The organism is Photorhabdus kleinii, from assembly GCF_025384885.1.
GTDB lineage: Bacteria > Pseudomonadota > Gammaproteobacteria > Enterobacterales > Enterobacteriaceae > Photorhabdus > Photorhabdus kayaii.
This window is the reverse complement of record NZ_JAJAFY010000022.1, coordinates 22,699-44,215: the sequence shown is the minus strand read 5'-3', so window position 1 is coordinate 44,215 and position 21,517 is coordinate 22,699. Positions and strand designations below refer to the sequence as shown.

Sequence of the window (21,517 nt, the reverse complement as noted above, 5' to 3'; positions counted from 1 at the left end):
GAATGACAGTTTTCAAATAACTAACAGATTCGTTGAGGTAGTAAGTAGATGAAAGATAGCATAGCTAAAAAGGAAATTATCTTTGACGCTGGATTAGTGCAAGTACCGTCAGACAAGGTTGGTGATGACATCTCTGTTCGGAAACTTAATTTGTTGTCAGAGGCTGAACGTACACTGCTGTTGAAAACCTGGAATGCCACTGAAACCGCCTATCCTGACCAGTTAGGTATCCATCAGTTGTTTGAACGACAAGTGGAAAAAAACCCGACAGCGACGGCGCTAATCGCAAATGATAAGACCCTAAGTTATACGGAGTTGAATACTCGCGCTAACCGACTGACTCATCAACTGATTAAACAAGGGGTTTGCCCGAATGACCATGTGGCAATCCTGTTAGAGCGATCCATCGAATTAGTTGTGGCTCAATTGGCTATTCTCAAAGCGGGGGCGGTTTATGTCCCTATCGATCCCGGTGTACCGGACGAAAGAAAAAATTGGCTGCTAAACGATTGCTTAGCCAAATTGTTGCTCACCAGCACACAAACGGATATCCCGGCAGATCTGGATGTTCCGCTAATTCGTCTCTCTGATGAGACAGGCGCGAACAAGGTGGAAGAGAGTTTCAATCCTGACTTACTTTATTCCAGTACTGCGCCAGCATATATCATGTACACCTCCGGCTCGACTGGCGCCCCAAAAGGGGTGATCGTGCCTCACCGCGCTGTGGTCCGACTCGTTATTAATAATGGCTATGTTGAAATTGAACCCAATGATCGGGTTGCTTTCGCGGCTAACCCGGCTTTCGATGCCAGTACTTTTGAAGTGTGGGCACCTTTACTCAATGGCGGGGCATTGGTGGTTATCGACCACACCACTTTGTTGACGCCGCCGGAATTTGTACAGGCATTAGACCGTTATCAAATTAATATTTTATGGTTAAGCGTCGGCCTGTTTAACCGGCTGGCGGCGGAGTTGTCCCCAGTTTTGCCGCAGTTGAAAAACCTGATTATCGGCGGCGATATTCTTGACTCCCATGTGATTTCCCAGGTTTTACGCAAGAACCCGCCTCAGCAGTTATTGAATGCCTATGGGCCGACCGAGGGCGCCACCTTTACCACCACATACCGGATTGAAACGTTATCCCCAGGAACAACCAACATTCCTATTGGTCGACCCATTGCCAATACGCGGGTTTACTTACTGGATGAGCAGGGCCAGCCCGTGCCATTGGGGAAAACGGGCGAGATTTATGTTGGCGGCGACGGGGTGGCCTGTGGTTATCTGAATCGCCCTGAATTGACCGCTGAACGCTTTTTGGTTGATCCATTTAGTGATGCACCGGATGCGCGGATGTACCGGACCGGCGATTTAGCTCGCTACCTGCCGGATGGCAATCTGGAATTTTTGGGCCGCAACGATCAGCAGGTGAAAATCCGCGGGTTCCGAATTGAACCGGGAGAAATTGAAGCCCGATTGGTGGAGTATTCTGCAGTACGTGAAGCGGTGGTATTGGCGTTAGGTGAGGGGCAGGACAAGCAGTTAGTTGCTTATGTGTTGGCAGAGTCGGATAACGAATTGCCTACCCACTTGCGTGAACACCTAAGTGCGCGGTTGCCTGATTATATGGTGCCGGTGGCCTTTGTGCGGTTGGATGAATTCCCGTTAACTCCTAATGGCAAACTGGATCGTCGGGCGTTACCGGCACCGGGGGAAGACGCCTTTGCTCGTCAGGTTTACGCCGCACCGCAAGGGGAGCGGGAAATTGCATTGGCTACTATCTGGCGTGAGTTACTGGGTATTGAGCAGATAAGTCGGTATGACAGCTTCTTTGCCTTGGGCGGCCATTCACTGCTTGGCGTGCGCATGATTGAACAGCTACGCCATTTAGGGTTGACATTGGCTGCCCGCGACCTGTTTCAATTGCCAATACTGGCGGAGTTGGCCCAAACATTGGGGCAGCATCAGATTGTGACAGTGCCGCTAAATGTCATTACCCCGGCGACCATTGAATTGACGCCAGCGATGTTGCCGTTAATTAATTTGACTCAGTCTGATATTGATTACATCGTCGAGCAGGTACCGGGTGGAGTGGTCAATATTCAGGATATTTATGCGCTGTCACCGTTGCAGGACGGTATCTTGTTTCACCATCTACTGGCGAAAGAAGGTGATCCTTACTTGCTGGCCTATCCAATGATCTTTGCTGACCGTGGTTTGCTAGACCGCTATTTATTTGCGGTACAACAGGTGGTTGACCGTCATGATATTTTGCGTACCGCTTTTATCTGGCAAGGATTATCCGTTCCGGCGCAGGTGGTTTGGCGTCAGGTCCCATTGTCAGTAACTGAACTGACGCTGAACCCGGCTGACGGGCCGGTCAGTGACCAATTGGCGCAACGTTTTGATCCACGGCAATACCGTCTCGATCTAAGTCAGGCCCCGTTGTTACGCTTTGTGATAGCACAGGAAGAGGATGGCCGCTGGTACGTACTGCAATTACAACATCACCTGATTGGCGACCATACCACGCTGGAAGTCATGAACCTCGAAGTTCGGGCCTATCTTGACGGACAGGGCGATAACCTGCCGACACCGGTACCGTTTCGTAATCTGGTGTTTCAGGCTCGGCAAGGGGTTGACCAGACAGAACATCACCGATTCTTTACCGACATGTTGGCAGAAGTGGATGAACCGACGTTACCGTTTGGGTTGACTGAGGTGCATCGTGATGGTTCTCAGGTCATACAGGCGCACCGGATGCTGTCTCCCACGCTGAATGACCGCCTGCGTGCGCAAGCGAGACGTATAGGTGTCAGTCTGGCAACCCTGTGCCATCTGGCTTGGGCACAGGTGCTGTCGCGTACCAGCGGACAAGAGAAAGTCGTGTTCGGCACCGTGCTATTTGGGCGTATGGCCGCCGGGGAAGGGGCCGACAGCGGCATGGGGCTGTTTATCAATACCTTACCGTTGCGGCTGGATATCAATGATACCCCGGTACACAATAGCGTCAGGGGGGCGCATACCCGGTTAGCCGGATTACTGGATTATGAGCATGCTTCATTGGCGCTGGCTCAACGTTGCAGTGGGGTACAGGGCGGCACACCGCTTTTTAGTGCCCTGTTGAATTACCGGCATAATGAGCAACCGATGGTCCCGCATGAGATGGTGCCAGGTATTGAATTTCTCGGCGAACAGGAGCGGACCAACTACCCGTTTGTGCTGTCGGTGGAGGATAGTGGCGATACACTGGGGCTGACTGCTCAGGTAGTACAACCGTTTGATTCAGAACGAGTATGCGGTTACATGCAACAGGCGCTGGAAAGTCTGGCGGGTGCCCTTGAACAGGCGCCGGAAACGCCGGTACGGGCGCTAAACGTTTTGCCTGCATTGGAACGCACGTTATTGCTGGAAACGTGGAACGCGACTGAAACACCGTATCCTGAGCAACTCTGTATTCATCAGTTAATTGAACAGCAAGCGGAGAAAACCCCAGAAGCTACTGCACTGGTGTATGAAAATCAAACGCTCAGCTATGGACAACTGGATGCCAGTGCTAACCGGCTTGCTCATCAACTGATTGCCTTGGGTGTCGTGCCAGATCAACCGGTGGCGATTTGCATGGCAAATTCACCGATGCGGGTGATAGCGGTGCTGGCGGTGCTGAAAGCGGGCGGGGCCTATGTGCCGTTGGACCCGGCTTATCCGGGAGAACGATTGTCGCATATCTTGACCGATGTAGCCCCGGCTAGGGGGTTGAAGGTCATGGGGTCGAAGACAATAGTGCTGGTGGATAGTACCGGGCGGGCTGCATTGGGTGAGCAAACGCTTGCGGGGCTGACGGTACTAGACCCGAATATCTTACCTGACCAGCCGGACAGCAATCCGCAGGTTCTTTCATTGACCTCTCGCCATCTGGCCTACGTGATTTACACTTCTGGATCAACCGGGACGCCCAAAGGGGTGATGATTGAACATCGTGGGCTGGTCAATCTTATTCTGGATAAAATCACCCGATTCGACATTCGCCCCGCTAGCCGGATGTTGCAGTTTGCTTCATTTGGTTTTGATGCGGGTGTCTGGGAAATCATGATGGCGTTAGGCAGTGGAGCCAGCTTGGTTATTCCTGCCGAAACTGTTCGTCAAGACCCGCGTCGCCTCTGGCATTATTTGGAAGAACAATCGGTGACGCATGCCTGCTTGACCCCTGCTTTGTTGCGAGAAGGGGCCGATTTGCCAACGATAACAATAAAACCGACATTGATATTGGGCGGTGAAGCCCCTGGCCCCGTGTTACTGCGGGCACTAAGTCATCAAGCAACTCTATTTAATGCCTATGGCCCGACAGAAATTACCGTCTGTGCCACCAGTTGGCGTTGTCCATCACACTATACTGATGTGTTGGTTCCCATTGGGCGCCCGACAGCAAATACGCGTATTTATCTATTGGATAACCACGGCCAGCCAGTTCCATTAGGCGCGGTGGGGGAACTCTATATTGGTGGGGATGGTGTCGCCCGTGGCTATCTCAATCAGCCAGATCTGACCGACGAACGTTTTCTAGCTGATCCATTTAGTGATGCTGCCGATGCCAGGATGTACCGGACCGGGGATTTGGTGCGTTACTTACCGGACGGCAATCTGGTGTTTGTTGGCCGTAACGACCTGCAGATTAAAATCCGTGGTTTCCGCATTGAGCCGGGAGAAATTGAAGCTCGGTTGGCAGAACACTCTATGGTGCGTGAAGCGCGGGTCGTGGCCTTGGGAGATGGGCAGGATAAACGTTTAGCTGCCTATGTTGTAGCCGAAGCGGATAGTGGACTGGCGGCCAGTTTGCATACTCATTTGAGCGCGATGTTGCCTGATTATATGGTGCCGGCAGCCTTTGTACGTTTAGATGCCTTCCTGCTGACGCCAAACGGTAAATTGGATCATCAGGCATTACCGGCACCGGGGGAGGATGCTTTTGCTCGTCAAATTTATGTCGCGCCACAGGGGGAAATGGAAATCGCAGTAGCGGCTATCTGGTGTGAATTACTAGGCGTTGAGCAGATCGGCCGATATGACAATTTCTTTGCCTTGGGCGGACATTCCCTGTTGGCGGTACGGATGATGAACCGGATAGCTGTTTTCGGTGTCGACTTGCCGTTGGCCGCGTTGTTTATGTCTCCCTCACTGAGTGCATTTACCGAGAAGATCTGCGCACAACGTAATATGGGCAGTGATAAATTGCCTGAAATTAGGCCAATATCCCGTGATAGTGTCTTACCCTTATCGTTTGGTCAACAGCGTCTGTGGTTTCTGGCGCAATTTGAGGGGGTTAGTGATACCTACCATATTCCGACAGCCCTGCGTTTACGTGGACGGCTAAATCTTTCTGCCTGGCAGCAGGCCCTGAATCGTCTGTTTGCTCGCCACGAGGTGCTCCGTTCTGTTTTTATCACCGTTGATGGTCAGCCGCAGGTAGAACTGTTACCGGCGGAATTTGGTCTGCCAATAAAAAATTATGATCTCCGTAAAGCACTTGATGTGCAGACACAGCTTGAATTTTTGTGTGATCAAGAAGGTAAAAAACCGTTTAATCTTGCCCGTGGCCCCTTAATCCGTTGTGCGTTGATCCAGCAGGCCGAAGAAGATTATCTATTTCTACTGACTCAGCACCATATCATCTCCGATGGTTGGTCTTTAGGAATACTTAAATCAGAACTGTATGCACTTTATACCGCTTGTCTGAACCAACAGCCTGATCCGTTACCGCCATTGACCATTCAATATCCTGATTATGCTGCATGGCAACAGCAGGTGTTTTCTGGTGAAGGGTTACAGGCACAGAGTGATTACTGGCACCGTACACTGGCAGATGCGCCGGTGTTACTTGAGCTGCCGACAGATCGGCCACGTCCCTCCCAGCAATCATTTACTGGCGGTCGGGTAGAGGTGCACATTGATGCCACGTTGGTACAGGCGCTAAAAAATCTGGGGCAGCAACACGGCACTACACTGTTTATGACCTTGCTGACCGCTTGGGCTGCGCTGTTATCGCGCTTGTCGGGGCAGGATGATGTTGTCATTGGTATACCGAGCGTCAACCGCAATCGGCGGGAAATTGAGCCACTGCTTGGCTTCTTTGTTAACACATTAGCGTTGCGCATCGATTTATCCGATATGCCGGATGTGGTCACCCTATTGCAGCGTGTGCAGCAGGTGACATTGGGAGCACAGGATCATCAGGACTTGCCTTTCGAGCAGGTGGTAGAAATTGTTCAACCGCCACGCAGACCGGAGCATACGCCACTGTTCCAGGTAATGTTTGCCTGGCAGGAGAATGAAACAGAGGAATGGCAATTACCGGAATTGGCGGTAGCATCATTCGAGCTAGGATACGATATAGCGAAATTCGATCTGCAACTGGAATTAACGGAAAAGGCAGGCGAAATTGTTGGAGAACTGAACTACTCTTCCGCCCTGTTCGACCATGAAACCATCGAAAGACAGGTTGGTTATTTACAGGCCATATTGCGGGCAATGGTGAACCAATCTCAGCAACCGGTCACGGCTATCGATATTTTGTCATCTGCTGAACGGGAGTTATTGCTAGAGAATTTGAATGCGACCGAAGAACCATATCCTACTCAGCTATGTGTGCATCAGTTGTTTGAACAACAGGTAGAGAAGACCCCGGACGCCATAGCGGTAATCTATGAAAACCAGACGCTCAGCTATGCGGAACTGAATGTCCGCGCCAACCGGCTAGCCCATCAGCTTATCGCTTTAGGCGTAACGCCGGATCAACGGGTAGCGATTTGTGTGACACGCTCACTTGCGAGAATAATCGGGTTGTTGGCGGTTCTGAAAGCGGGCGGAGCTTATGTGCCGTTAGATCCAGCCTATCCCGGTGAACGTCTGTCTTATATGCTCACTGATGCGACACCGGTTATTTTACTGGCGGATAATGCCGGGCAGGCAGCACTAAGTGAAGACATTCTGGCGACGCTGACGGTGCTCGATCCGAATACCTTGCCGGAGCAGCCAGATAATAACCCGCAAGTCTCTGGATTGGCCCCACAGCATCTGGCTTATGTGATTTACACTTCTGGTTCAACCGGCAGACCAAAAGGCGTGATGATTGAACATCGTAGCGTGGTTAATTTGACACTGACACAAATTAACCAGTTTGATTTTTGTGCCACCAGCCGAATGTTGCAGTTTGCCTCATTTGGGTTCGATGCCAGTGTCTGGGAAATCATGATGACACTAAGTTGTGGGGCTATGCTGGTTATTCCTACAGAAACTGTGCGGCAAGATCCACAGCGCCTTTGGCGTTACCTGGAAGAACAGGCAGTGACCCATGCCTGTTTGACGCCGGCTATGTTTCACGACGGCGCCGATTTACCGGCGATAGCGATAAAACCAACCTTAATATTTGCAGGAGAAGCGCCGAGTACCGCGTTATTTCAGGCATTGTGCAGCCGGGCCGATGTGTTTAACGCTTATGGGCCGACGGAAACCACCGTGTGTGCGACCACTTGGGATTGCCCGTCAAATTATACCGGAGGATTAATCCCCATCGGCAGCCCGACCGCCAACAAACGCCTTTATCTGCTGGATGAACACGGCCAGCCAGTCCCATTGGGCACAGTGGGAGAATTGTATATTGGTGGCGTTGGGGTAGCGCGTGGCTATCTCAATCGCCCTGAATTGACGGCTGAACGTTTCCTGAATGATCCGTTTAGTGATGAAGCGGATGCCCGAATGTACCGTACCGGGGATTTGGCCCGCTACTTGCCGGACGGCAATCTGGTATTTGTTGGTCGTAATGACCAGCAGGTTAAAATCCGTGGTTTCCGCATTGAGCCGGGAGAAATTGAAGCACGATTGATTGAACACCCTGAGGTAAGTGAAGCGCTGGTATTGACGTTGGGTGACGGGCAGGATAAACGACTGGTGGCTTATGTGGTGGTGCCAGCGGATGACGGACTGGCGGCCAGATTGCGTGAGTACCTGAGTGATATTTTGCCTGACTATATGATACCGGCGGCTTTTGTGCGTTTGGATGCCTTTCCGCTGACCCCTAACGGTAAGCTGGATCGCCGGTCGCTGCCAGCACCGGGGGAGGATGCCTTTGCTCGCCAAGCTTACCAAGCGCCACAAGGGGAAATTGAGATAGCATTAGCCACTATCTGGCGCGAATTACTGAATGTTGAACAGGTCGGCCGACATGACAGTTTTTTTGCCTTGGGCGGTCACTCGCTGTTGGCAGTCAAGATGATCGAACGTTTACGGCGTATAGGGTTGGGCCTGTCGGTACAAACGTTATTCCAGCATCCGACATTAAGTGTATTGGCCCAATCTTTAGCGCCGCATCGTGAAATTAGCGTGCCTGATAACGGTATTACAGCGGGTACGACTGTGCTGACGCCAGCAATGTTGCCACTGATTGATCTGACTCAAGCTGAAATTGATCGTATTGTTGAACAAGTACCGGGTGGAATTGCCAATATTCAGGATATCTATGCGCTGTCACCGTTACAGGATGGCATTTTATTCCACCATCTATTGGCAAATGAGGGTGATCCCTATCTACTGATTACTCAACAGGCTTTTGCTGATCGCCCCTTACTTGACCGCTATCTGGCTGCGGTTCAACAGGTGATTGACCGCCATGATATCTTGCGTACCGCCTTTATCTGGGAAGGGTTGTCTGTGCCGGCTCAGGTAATTTGCCGTCAGGTGCCTTTGTCTGTAACGGAATTGACGCTCGACCCGGCTGATGGGCCGATCAGTAACCAACTGGCTCAACGTTTTGACCCGCGCCGGCATCGTATTGACCTGAATCAGGCACCGTTATTACGTTTCGTTGTGGCACAGGAGCGCGATGGTCGTTGGATTTTGCTGCAATTGTTGCATCACCTCATTGGCGACCATACCACGTTAGAGGTAATGAACAGCGAAGTTCAGGTCTTTCTCTCCGGGCGAATAGACACCGGGCAAATAGACAGCCTGCCTGCGCCGGTCCCGTTCCGTCATTTAGTGGCACAGGCTCGTTTGGGTATCAGCCAGACAGAGCATACTCGTTTCTTTACCGACATGCTGGCTGAAGTGGGTGAACCGACACTGCCATTTGGGTTGGCGGAAGCACATCATGACGGTTCACAGGTGACGGAATCTCATCGGATGCTGACAGCGGGACTGAACGAGCGCTTACGTGGTCAGGCGCGGCGGTTGGGCGTCAGTGTGGCGGCGCTATGCCATCTGGCTTGGGCACAGGTGCTATCGCGTACCAGTGGGCAAACGCAAGTGGTGTTCGGTACGGTGCTGTTTGGACGCATGCAGGCGGGTGAAGGATCTGATAGTGGCATGGGGCTATTTATTAACACCTTGCCGTTGCGATTGGATATCGATGATACCCCGGTGCAGGACAGTGTACGCGCAGCACATAGCCGACTGGCGGGATTGTTGGAACATGAGCACGCTTCACTGGCGCTGGCGCAACGTTGCAGTGGCGTAGACAGGGGAACGCCACTTTTTAATGCGCTGTTGAACTACCGACATAATACCCAGCCGGTCACACCAGATGAAATCGTGAGTGGCATCGAATTCCTTGGCGCACAGGAGCGGACCAACTATCCATTTGTGTTGTCGGTAGAGGATAGTGGCTCTGATCTAGGGCTGACGGCTCAAGTGGTGCAACCATTCGATCCAGAACGGATATGTGGCTATATGCAACAGGCGTTGGCAAGTCTGGTGGAGGCGCTTGAGCAGGCGCCCGATATGCCGGTACAGCAGTTAGAAATTCTGCCGACAACTGAACGCACATTATTGTTAAAAACCTGGAACGCCACTGAAACAGCATATCCTGAGCGGTTGTGCATTCATCAACTGTTTGAACAGCAGGTGGAAAAGGCCCCGGATGCCACGGTGCTGATACATGAAAACCAATCCTTTAGTTATGTGGAATTGAATGCTGATGCTAACCGCTTGGCTCACCAACTTATTGTGCTGGGTGTAGTGCCGGATCAGCGGGTGGCGATTTGCGTAGCAAGTTCACCGGCGCGGATAGTGGCGCTGTTGGCGGTGTTAAAAGCGGGAGGCGCTTACGTGCCGTTAGACCCGGCCTATCCGGGCGAACGTCTGGCCCATATTTTGACTGATGCTGAACCGATTATTTTATTGGCAGATAGTGTTGGACGTTCAGCCTTAGATGAGCAAATGCTTGTGGGGCAGACAGTGATTGATCCGCATTTATTGCCTGATCAATCGGATAACAACCCACAACTATCTACATTGACCTCCCGTCATCTGGCTTATGTGATTTACACCTCTGGTTCGACCGGTACGCCAAAAGGGGTGATGGTGGAGCATCGTGGGTTAGTCAACCTTATTCAGGATAAAATCGCTCGATTTGACATTTTCCCCGCTAGCCGGATGTTGCAGTTTGCTTCATTTGGTTTTGATGCGGGTGTCTGGGAAATGATGATGGCGCTATGCGGTGGTGCCGCTCTGGTTATTCCTGATGAGTCTGTTCGCCAGGACCCATACCGCCTTTGGCATTATCTGCAAGAGCAGTCAGTAACGCACGCCTGTTTGACTCCGGCTTTGCTGCGGGATGGGGCTGATTTGCCGGTGATAACGGTAAAACCTACCTTGATATTGGGCGGTGAAGCGCCCAGTGTGGCGTTGCTTAAAGCGTTGCGCAATAAGGCCACGGTATTCAATGCTTATGGTCCAACGGAAATCACCGTTTGTGCAACCAGTTGGCGTTGCCCACTAAACTATACCGATGTGTTAGTTCCCATCGGGCGCCCGACAGCCAACACCCGTCTCTATCTGCTAGATGCCCTCGGTCAGCCCGTGCCGATAGGGGCAGTGGGTGAACTCTATATTGGTGGTGTCGGTGTGGCGCGTGGCTATCTCAATCGTCCTGAACTGACCGACGAACGTTTCCTTGCAGATCCATTTAGTCATATTGCTGATGCCCGGATGTATCGAACCGGGGACTTAGTTCGCTATTTGCCGGATGGCAATCTGGTATTTGTTGGTCGTAACGACCAGCAGATTAAAATCCGCGGTTTCCGCATTGAACCGGGAGAAATCGAAGCCCGGCTGACAGAATACTCCGGGGTGCGTGAAGCGCTGGTACTGGCCTTAGGCGACGAACAGGATAAACGGCTGGTGGCTTATGTAGCGGCGGAAGCGGATGACGGGTTGGTTAACCGTCTGCGTGAACATCTGAGTGGGTTGTTACCTGATTACATGGTACCGGCGGCCTTTGTGCGGTTGGATGCTTTTCCGTTGACGCCTAACGGCAAGCTGGATCGCCGGGCGTTACCCGCACCGGGGGAGGATGCTTTTGCCCGCCAGATCTACGCTGCACCGCAAGGAGAAACCGAAACCGCATTGGCTGCTATCTGGCGTGAATTACTGGGCGTTGAACAGATCAGCCGGTACGACAGCTTCTTTGCCTTGGGGGGCCATTCGTTGCTTGCGGTACGGATGGTTGAACGTTTGCGTAATTTGGGTTTAACGCTGGCAGTACGTGATCTGTTCCAATCCCCGATACTGTCTGAACTGGCGCAAACATTGAGGCTGAATCAGACCGAAAAAGTGCCGGCCAACATGATTACACCGGCCACCACGGTGTTAACGCCAGAAATGTTACCGCTGATCGATCTCACTCAATCTGAAATTGATCACATCGTCGAACAGGTACCGGGTGGGATAGCCAATATTCAGGATATCTATGCGTTGTCGCCGTTACAGGACGGGATCCTGTTCCACCATTTGCTGGCAAACGAAGGCGATCCCTATCTGTTGGCAGGTCAAATGGCTTTTGCTGACCGGCCTCTGCTGGATCGTTATCTGGCGGCGGTTCAGCAGGTGATTGACCGTCATGACATCCTACGGACCGCCTTTATCTGGCAAGGGTTATCCGTTCCGGCGCAGGTTGTTTGCCGTCAGGTGTCGTTGTCGGTGATGGAATTGCCATTAGATCCGGCTGACGGGCCGATCAGCGAACAATTAGCGCAACGGTTTAACCCACGTCAATATCGTCTCGATTTGGGGCAGGCGCCGCTGTTGCGCTTTGTGGTGGCACAGGATAGTGATAGTCGTTGGATTGTTTTGCAACTGATGCATCATTTGATTGGCGACCATACCGCGCTGGATGTGATGAGCCACGAAGTTCAGGCGTACCTTGACGGGCAGGACGGCAACCTGCCAGCCCCGGCACCATTCCGTAATCTGGTGGCGCAGTCCCGACTAGGGATAAGTCAGGAAGAACATACCCGTTTCTTTACCGAGATGTTAGCTGAGGTTGATGAACCGACGTTACCGTTTGGGCTGGCGGAAGTTCGCCATGATGGCTCGCAGATGACCGAATCGCACCGGATGCTGACCCCTGAGTTAAATAACAGTTTACGTGGTCAGGCGCGGCGATTGGGTGTCAGTCTGGCGGCGCTGTGCCATTTGGCTTGGGCACAGGTGTTATCACGTACCAGCGGACAGCAGCAGGTGGTATTTGGCACCGTCTTATTTGGGCGCATGGCGGCGGGTGAAGGGGCTGAAAATGGCATGGGGCTGTTTATCAATACCTTGCCGCTACGGTTGGATATGGATGATACCCCGGTACGAGACAGCGTACAGGTAGCACATCACCGGCTGGCGGGATTATTGGAACACGAATATGCCTCGTTGGCACTGGCTCAACGTTGTAGCGGGGTGCAGGGAGGAACGCCTCTGTTTAGTACCTTGCTGAACTACCGACACAATATAGCTTCGGTGGAATCGAATGAGATCATGAGCGGTGTTGAATTTCTCGGTGCACAGGAGCGGACTAACTATCCGTTTACGCTGTCAGTAGAAGATTTTGGTGATGCGCTGGGGCTGACAGCGCAAATCGTCCAGCCGTTTGATGCCGAGCGGGTGTGTGGTTATATGCAACAGGCGCTGGAAAGTCTGGTGGGTGCACTGGAGCACGCCTCGGAAACCCCGGTTCAGCGGTTGGAAATTTTACCGGCAGTAGAAAGGAAACTGCTACTGAAAGTCGGCAATGGCCCGCAAACGACATATTCCGACCCGTTGTGTATTCATCATCTGTTTGAACAGCAAGTGGCGAAAAATCCTGAGGCTATGGCACTGGTCTATGAAGAGCAGACTCTCAGCTATGCAGAATTGAATGCATATGCTAACCGACTGGCTCATCAGTTAATTGAACTCGGAGTGGAACCCGATCAACGGGTGGCGATTTGTGTCACGCGTTCACCGTCAAGAGTGGTGGCGCTACTGGCGGTACTCAAAGCGGGTGGGGCTTATGTTCCCTTAGATCCAGCCTACCCGGGTGACCGGCTAGCTTATATGCTCACGGATGCGGCACTGTCAGTGGTACTGGCAGATAATGTGGGCCGTACTGCGCTAGGTGAACAGGCGCTTACGGCGTTAACGGTACTTGATCCGACTGTTCTGCCTGATCAGCCGGATAATAATCCGCACGTCCCGGCGCTAACCTCACGACATCTGGCGTATGTGATTTACACTTCTGGTTCCACTGGTACACCAAAAGGGGTGATGGTTGAACATCATGGCTTGGTCAATTTAATTTGGGAGAAAATCACCCAATTTGACATTCGCTCGAATAGCCGGATGTTACAATTTGCTTCATTTGGTTTCGATGCCAGTGTCTGGGAAATCATGGCGGCACTGTGTGGGGGAGCTACCCTAGACATTCCGGTTGATAGCGTTCGTCAAGACCCGCTGCGCCTGTGGCGTTATCTGGAAGAGCGGCAGGTAACACACGCCTGTTTGACCCCGGCTCTGTTACGGGATGGGGCCGATTTACCGGCGATAACGATAAAGCCCACCTTGATACTGGGCGGAGAAGCACCCAGTGCGGCGTTGTTGCAAGCATTACGTGGTCGGGCAACGCTGTTTAATGCTTATGGCCCGACAGAAATCACCGTCTGTGCAACCTGCTGGCGTTGCCCGCCAGACTATACTGATATGCTGATCCCTATTGGGCGTCCGACAGCGAATACAGCTATTTATCTCTTGGATAATCACGGCCAGCCAGTGCCATTTGGGGCAGTGGGGGAATTATACATTGGTGGTGCCGGTGTCGCGCGTGGCTATCTCAACCGCTCTGATTTGACGACTGAACGTTTCCTGACGGATCCGTTCAGCGATCAACCGGGTGCTCGTATGTACCGAACCGGGGATTTAGCCCGCTATCTGCCAGATGGCAATCTGGTCTTCGTTGGTCGTAATGATCAACAGATTAAAATCCGGGGTTTCCGCATTGAACCGGGTGAAATCGAAGCGTGGTTGATGGAGTATCCTGATGTGCGTGAGGCGATTGTATTAGCACTGGGAGATGGTCAGGATAAACGTCTGGTGGCTTATGTCGCATCTGAGGCGGATGACGGGCTGGCTAGCCAATTACATCGTCATTTAAGAGCTTTATTGCCTGACTATATGGTGCCGTCAGCCTTTGTGCGTCTGGACGCCTTTCCGTTGACTCCGAACGGCAAGTTGGATCACCGGGCATTGCCGGTGCCTGATCAGAACGCGTTTGCCCGTCAGATCTATGAAGCGCCACAAGGCGAAACAGAGATCGCCTTGGCGGCTGTCTGGCGTGAATTACTGGGGGTTGAGCGAATTGGCCGGCATGACAACTTCTTTACCTTGGGTGGACACTCGCTGCTCGCTATGCGGATGATCAATCTGGCCGCAGAACGAGGGTTGATTTGCTCATTGAATAATCTGTTCCAATTCCCGGTGCTAGCGGAACTGGTGTCAGAGATCACCTCAGATCCACTGTCTCAATTGCAAAACAGCGCCATACCGGTGCGACCGGATGGAACCGAACCGCCGCTCTTCTTCGTGCCGAGTGGCATGGATGACTATTCCTATGTTTTTGGGCTGGCTCAGCATATTCAGGCGGATTACCCGATTTATGCGCTACCTTGGCCGTCTATCAATGAGGAACAGGCGTCGACCATTGAAGCTCTGGCGACCAGAATGATCACCTTTATGAAAGCAGTGCGACCAGAAGGCCCGTATCGGATATACGGCTACTCTTCTGGCGGTATACTGGCTTATGCCATTGCTCAGCAACTTTTGCATGCCGGAGAGACAGTTAATTTCTTGGGGCTAATTGATACACCTGCTCCGCACTGTTTCAAGACACGAGTCGATCAACCTAAACTTCAGTTCCTTGCTGAATTGGCAAGGCAGTCAGTGGATGAGCATCCTCAAGAGATTGCCGCATTGCATCAGAAAATGGACGAACTGAGTTTAGTGCAATTTATTGCAGCAGCGCAGAAGCTAGAATTATACCCATCAAATCTGCGTCCTGACTTAATTGCCAAACGTTGGGTACAGATGGGAAATTATGTCCAAATGGTCAAAGATTATGAACCGAAATCCTTGGCGATAACGCTACATCAATTCTATGCAATGGAATCTTATCCACAGATTCCATTTGTTACCGATGTTGCGCTACAGTCCGTAACGATGGAACCGTCGTTAGGTTGGGAACAGATAGTTCCTGACTCTTCGCTACAGTTAACCTCGGTTCCGGGGGATCATTTTAGTTTGATGGAAGATAGTGAAAATAAAACTATTTTGGCTAAGACCTTAAGCAGGGCGTTGGCAATGAATTGTGAGGCGGAGGCGCTGTAATGCCAGTGATATTGTGGGATGAAAGGCTGTACTTAAATAAAAATAGTTAAAAATCAATTTGTCCGGTTAACGGTTTTTATAATAGCCGGACAATCTTGCTGAATATAGGCACCGAATGTTAATCACTTCGGTGCCTTATTTTTTATCAAGTCCTACACTTGACGCTGGCGGAGAAATCCTATTTCTCAGCATTGTCTACGCGTGTAAACAATTCTTACACCCTTAAGTATGATAACCACCCATGGAGGTAAATGAGGAAATAGCGTAATCGTTAACTGTCTTTGTTAACAGAATAGCTGTCAGGATAAATATCACTACAGATATTCCGATTAAAACATTTGGCTATATGGGTGAGAGCCATGATTATGCTTTTCTCAGTGAAGAGGGCATGTTGCTATGGGGTTATCTTGATGTCAATAAATGTCATGTTATTGTCATGAAGTTTAAATATTTTGTTCAACATGCTGTTATATCGGTGGTGACAATGGGGGACATTAAAAAATCGTATTTTTTTGAAAAAAAGAGTTGATCTTTATAAGCACCCGTTAAGAAGATAGAAAAAATCAGAAATCGCTCATCCTGTTTATGCATGATGTTATGCAGCGGCTTTTGCGGTAGGTGCTCCTTTGAAAGTAGCTAGTTCCAGTTTACCGAAGGATTTACGTACTGATATAGGGAGAATAATGGAAGTAAGTTTACAACGTGAATTCATTATCGCCGCTGAACTAGTCAATCGCTACGCCAACGGCATGCTGCTCAGTACGCCGTTTTTTCATGAAGCTCTCAACCGTGATGCGAAAAAAGATAGGCACTTATATTCTGTGGCAGTGATATTTCTCTGCCCATTATTATCCCGTTTTAACCTAAAAAGGAAAAGAGAAGGAAAAGAGAATGAAAACTGAGATATTAGCCAATATGCAGACTCGTTGTATCGGGCGTTATCTGATTGATATTCCCTTGGCATTTGAAAACATCATCAACAATGAGATATTTATTGATGATGCAAAAATAGAAACCAAGCGTATGCATCTATCCGCATTTGAACAGCGCATAGAGATAAGAGAGCAAAAATTAAGGACGACTAAAACTGCCGATCCGAAAGATCTGCCCTTTTTAAAGAAAGTTTATCATCTCCAGGGAAAATTATATGGTGTGATTTTTGATAGAAATAATAGTGTCAGTGAACCCGGCTTTTCCAGAATATTAGAAGCCCATTTATATGATAATGAGGTTGCTTTTATTATAGAAATGAAATTTATGGAGATATCAGATGATAAATATAGTTATTCAAGAAACCTTTATATAAAATCTGGATTGAATGAAAGCCAATATAAAATGTTTTCTCAAACTCTGGACAAAATGCAAAGGCTAATTGCCAGAATCAGTGGCAGAAAGGATAGTGATATTCCGATAGAGGTAGGAATCTGTATCCCTGATGGCTTTGTTGCCGACTATAATAATGAAAAAGAAAATATAAAGTTTGTCTATCAAGGAAATCAGGATGATAATTTCACATTCAGTCTTGAAATTATTAATGACTTTAAAGGGGAAGGCACTTTACTTGAACGTATTAGTGCGATTGAAAGGGATTGGTTTATTAACTATGGCAAGGTAATAAGAAAGAGGGAAAGAGAAATAAATGGGATTCATGGGGAAGAGTTATTAGCAGTAGGTATGCAATCTCTTGATAATAATCCGCGTTATCAATTTGATTTTATTGCAAATGATATGGTATTGGATGATAAAAAAATCTGTGTTGTTATTATGTTAATGAATTACCAGTTACCTGCAACGCCATATACCGAAGATGAATTGATCGCGTTTTGGGATGCAATAACGAAAACCTTTCGTAGAGGACCGGATGCTTTCGAATAGCGATGAAGTGAGAGGGATAGTGTTTTAAATAATTCACTAATGGGAGGCTTGATTTATATCGCTAATGGCTTTATTAGATTATATGTTGTTTTTAAGTCCGGTAATATTGGTTGTTGATATACTTATCATTTGTCGGATAGGTTACCCGCAAATGCACATGCTCACCATCCCTCTCAACCCTTTCACATTCTCCCTTGTTTGTAAATTTCTGGTGCTATTATCTCGATGTCGAAGTAAATAAATTTTTAAATAAGAAAAAGAGAGAAAAATTATTTTAATTCGTTTTGCCATAATAGCGTTAATAATGCTGTTTCAGCGGTAGCCTTATTAATAGATCAAGGCTACCGTTATTTATTCTGGTACGTCCAGATTGAATACTATTGTCAGGAACAAAATGGTTTAATAATAAAATTGCTATGACAATAAGAATTTTTCTGGTACATAATGATGAAAATTATTCGCTAAACAATATTCTTCCAGTTGTTGGCTGGAATGAATCCCTATCTTGTTATATATCTGGGCCATATAGGTTTCAATGGTACGATAAGCAATATTTAATATCTGTCTAATTTGTTGTCTGGTGTATTTTTGTAAAAAGAAAAAGATGATATCCCATTCACGCGGCGTAAAAATATCGCTTGGTGGTTGAAGCATAATGGATGCCGGTAGTTTTTTATAATATTGATGTAGGCTGGCTAATGAGTAGCTTTTAGCTTCCCAACAATGATACATGACGCCGATACAATTTCCATCTTCATGATAAAAAGGCAATTTTTCACAAAAGTAAGATGATAACATTTGATCTTGTCCGAATATATGTGTTTCAACTGAACATATTCTCTGTTCTTTTGCCATGACCATACTATCTTGAATAATAAATTCCTTAGCAAATTCAGCGCCGTCCCAAGGGAGTTCATGATCATAAAGTCCATCATAATTAAATGATGCTTTAAAGTTATGAATATATTTCTTTGTTGCTGAGTTACCATAAATGAAATTTGAAGAACTATCTTTTATTCCCCACGGCTCATTGCTGATTGCCATCGTGTTGATAATTTGAGGTGATATCGTATAGTTCTTCATAAAGACTCCTTGAAAATTTTCAGCTTAAATAAACGTTCTACTTTGAGATTCCCTAGCGCTTTCTGGGATATAGCGATAAAATTGATGTTTTTCATAAGAATTTTCTAGTGTTATATGTTATGGCAGAATGAATTGTTGCTTGTTATTTGACTTATTGTTTTGGTTGCCTATTTATTATATTTAAAACAATGAATTATGTAGTAAGGCTTCTTGCAATCAAATAATTTATTAATATTATGAGTGAATTATTTTGTTGCTGGATTGCCGTAAATAAAGCATGAAGAACTATCTTTTACCTCCCTACAGTTCATTACCTAATCTGAGGTGATATTGCATAGTTCTTCTTCATAATAAAAATCTTATTGTGATTTGGGGCCTAAGGAAATATTCTGCTTTCCCGGTTCACAAATCTCTCTGGCACGTAGAGGTCATAGTCATTCGTGCGGCAATATTCTTCTAATTGACGGCTAGAATGAACACCAATTCGTTTATATATTCGTGAGAAATGGGTTTCAACCGTACGATAGGAGATATTTAACATCCTACCGATTTGCTTACTGGTATACTTATGTAACATGAGGAAAATAACATCCCATTCCCGTTGCGTAAATATATCAGTTGGTGGAGAGAACAGAATAGATGATGGTAGTTTTCCATAAAATAGACGGGTAAATGAGAAATCCTGAGCTTTCCATGCATGGGCAATGATGCCGATACATTCGTTTTCATCATTATAGAATGGATATTTTTCACAGAAATAAGATGATAGAAATTTATCTTTTCCAAACATATGTGTTTCAAGTGAACATATTCTTATGTCTTTCTCCATTACACTTTGATCGTGAATAACAAATTCTTTTGCAAATTCAGCACCATCCCAAGGAAGTTCATTGTCATACCGTCCTTCATAATCAAATGATTTTTGAAAATTTTGAAGAGATTTACATGCCTCGTTGCCAAAAATCCAGCACGACTTTTTATCTTTGATCCCCCAAGGTTCATTACTTTGCTGCATGGTATTAATGACTTGAGATGAAATATTTATCCTATTAAATTTTCTCATAATGAGATCCTGCCGTGTAATTAATGTTTTATAAATTTACAATTCCTTACTACCAATAGTAATAAAACGTTCAGGAATATAAAGATGATAGTTATTCTTCTTACAGAAATCTGCTAATTCTATCTGTGGTGGTAAATTAAATTTCTGGTAAATTGACTGAATATGATTAACAACATCTTCTGTGCTCATCGTTAATTCTTCACCGATGCTCTCTTCATCCTGTGATCGCAGGGTTAGAAAAAGCACCTCCCACTCGGTTTGCGTCAATAGATTATTTGGTGGCGTAAATTCCAGGTTTGATGGCGATGTTCTGTCATAATAGTAAGAAACAGAAAAGTTTTGAGGTTGATACATATGAAAGAAGATCCCAATGCAATCATTATTCTCATCATAAAGGGGAAATTTATCACAAATATAGCTTTGTTTGACGTTATTTTCTCCAAACCGATGTGTTTCCAGTGAAGTGATGCGTTGCATAGTTTGGATGGCTTTTTGATCCTGACGGTGGACTTCTTCTGCATATTCGGCGATAGGCGAGGGTAATTCACCCATGGTAAGCCCGATAATATCGAAATCTTCAGGAAGGTTGAGTAGTTGATAGAAAGCAGGGTTAGCATAAATAAATCTTGACTGATGATCTCTGGCACCCCAAGGTTCATTGCTTTTGTCCCACATCAGGGTTAATTGTGGTGTAATAAGAGTGGATTTATTTCGTATGTTTGACATAGTAACTCCTAAATTCCTATTTAAATCATTATCTGAATGGTTGCTTTTTCGATTATGTCTTAAGTGGACAGCCATATAATAGAATATAATGCTTTTCTCGTCAAAAAGCGTATGTTTATTAATTGAATTTTTACTATTTAATAATGAAACTTTAAATAGAGAGGAATATAACTATATATACTATTTTAGATGAAGATTATTTAAATGATTTATTGAAAAATCAAGTAGAGGTTGTTGCTGTGCTCGCTGCTGTGCCTGATATCAGCTATTTTTAGCTGAAAAATAGGTATTATTAATGGTCAATAATTGCAGATTATAGTTGAAATTATCAGCATCCTCATTGTTGTCAGTTGTTCAATAATTATTTGTCCTAATGCTTAAGAGCTGTTCTGTTAAACTATTTGATTTACTCGTCTTTGTAATAAAGAGAAAATCTGAACAGCGGCATGAAAAAAATGATGGTTTTTGGTCATATTTTTGATGTGACATAAAGATTGGACTAAATAGATTACGCCTGTTGTGTTAAGTATATACCCGTTATCTTTCAAGTTACCTCTTTGTTGGCTGCACTCACTCACCCCGGTCACATCGTTCTCTATGCTCCCGGGGATTCGCTCCCTTGCCGCCGCGATGCATCTTGAAATCCATAGGGTATATGCTCTTAGCTTTTTACATTGTTTGTGCTCATTACCCTTTTAAAAGGGTAGTTGACAATAGTGACTCTCTTGGGATTAAGTAGTAAATACTTAATGAACGACGCTAACATAAATTTTTTCCTAACCTTATTAGTTCATATTCAAAGGACTTGAGTAAAAAGCCAAGTTGTGATTCAGAATGCATTATTGACGAATTTTATCTTTGAGTTACTTTCTCTTGATAGGTATCAAGAATCAGAGGATATCCTAATTGGTAGAATTTCATATAATGATTTTAACTTTATCGACAAAGAGGTAATTAAAACAGGTAAGTAAATAAAGGGGTATGCCGCTTAATTGCGGCGGATTCGACTAATAAGTTAAATTTTCCTGCATTTCTGATGCAATAATGTTAATAATTTAACCTTAGTAATTTTATTTATGAAAATTTTTTAATTATACT

6 protein-coding genes are annotated in these 21,517 nt (G+C 47.1%); 3 read left to right on the top strand and 3 right to left on the bottom strand.

The genetic code is table 11. The features are described 5' to 3' along the window. The first annotated feature begins 48 nt into the window (after positions 1 to 48). From LG003_RS12050 to LG003_RS12040, 3 genes are all read left to right on the top strand, one after another. Positions 49 to 15,672, top strand: a complete 15,624-nt coding sequence (locus LG003_RS12050) for a non-ribosomal peptide synthetase (RefSeq protein WP_262980818.1) — start codon at positions 49 to 51, stop codon at positions 15,670 to 15,672. Positions 15,673 to 16,355: 683 nt separating this feature from the next. Further along, positions 16,356 to 16,574, top strand: coding sequence for a hypothetical protein (locus tag LG003_RS12045; RefSeq protein ID WP_262980817.1), 219 nt, complete (start codon positions 16,356 to 16,358; stop codon positions 16,572 to 16,574). Next, positions 16,564 to 17,547, top strand: a complete 984-nt coding sequence (locus LG003_RS12040; RefSeq protein ID WP_112876323.1) for a T6SS immunity protein Tli4 family protein — start codon at positions 16,564 to 16,566, stop codon at positions 17,545 to 17,547. Before LG003_RS12045 ends, LG003_RS12040 begins: the two co-directional genes overlap by 11 nt. 414 nt (positions 17,548 to 17,961) lie before the next feature. On the opposite strand, the gene LG003_RS12035 is transcribed toward LG003_RS12040, so the two are convergent. The 3 genes from LG003_RS12035 to LG003_RS12025 form a co-directional block, all read right to left on the bottom strand. Next, a complete protein-coding gene (locus tag LG003_RS12035) occupies positions 17,962 to 18,630 on the bottom strand; it encodes a helix-turn-helix transcriptional regulator (protein WP_262980816.1) in 669 nt (222 codons plus the stop codon). Positions 18,631 to 19,006: 376 nt separating this feature from the next. After that, positions 19,007 to 19,693: a helix-turn-helix transcriptional regulator gene (locus LG003_RS12030; RefSeq protein WP_262980815.1), complete on the bottom strand. Its 687-nt coding sequence runs from the start codon at positions 19,691 to 19,693 to the stop codon at positions 19,007 to 19,009. Between the two features lie 36 nt (positions 19,694 to 19,729). Next, positions 19,730 to 20,419, bottom strand: coding sequence for a PAS domain-containing protein (locus LG003_RS12025; RefSeq protein ID WP_112876320.1), 690 nt, complete (start codon positions 20,417 to 20,419; stop codon positions 19,730 to 19,732). Positions 20,420 to 21,517 lie beyond the last annotated feature (1,098 nt).

Excerpts from the sequence above, each read along its gene's own strand:
- LG003_RS12040 (WP_112876323.1), top strand. The coding sequence starts at position 16,564 with ATGAAAACTGAGATATTAGCCAATATGCAGACTCGTTGTATCGGGCGT.
- LG003_RS12030 (WP_262980815.1), bottom strand. The coding sequence starts at position 19,693 with ATGAGAAAATTTAATAGGATAAATATTTCATCTCAAGTCATTAATACC.
- LG003_RS12035 (WP_262980816.1), bottom strand. The coding sequence starts at position 18,630 with ATGAAGAACTATACGATATCACCTCAAATTATCAACACGATGGCAATC.
- LG003_RS12045 (WP_262980817.1), top strand. The coding sequence starts at position 16,356 with ATGGAAGTAAGTTTACAACGTGAATTCATTATCGCCGCTGAACTAGTC.
- LG003_RS12025 (WP_112876320.1), bottom strand. The coding sequence starts at position 20,419 with ATGTCAAACATACGAAATAAATCCACTCTTATTACACCACAATTAACC.
- LG003_RS12050 (WP_262980818.1), top strand. The coding sequence starts at position 49 with ATGAAAGATAGCATAGCTAAAAAGGAAATTATCTTTGACGCTGGATTA.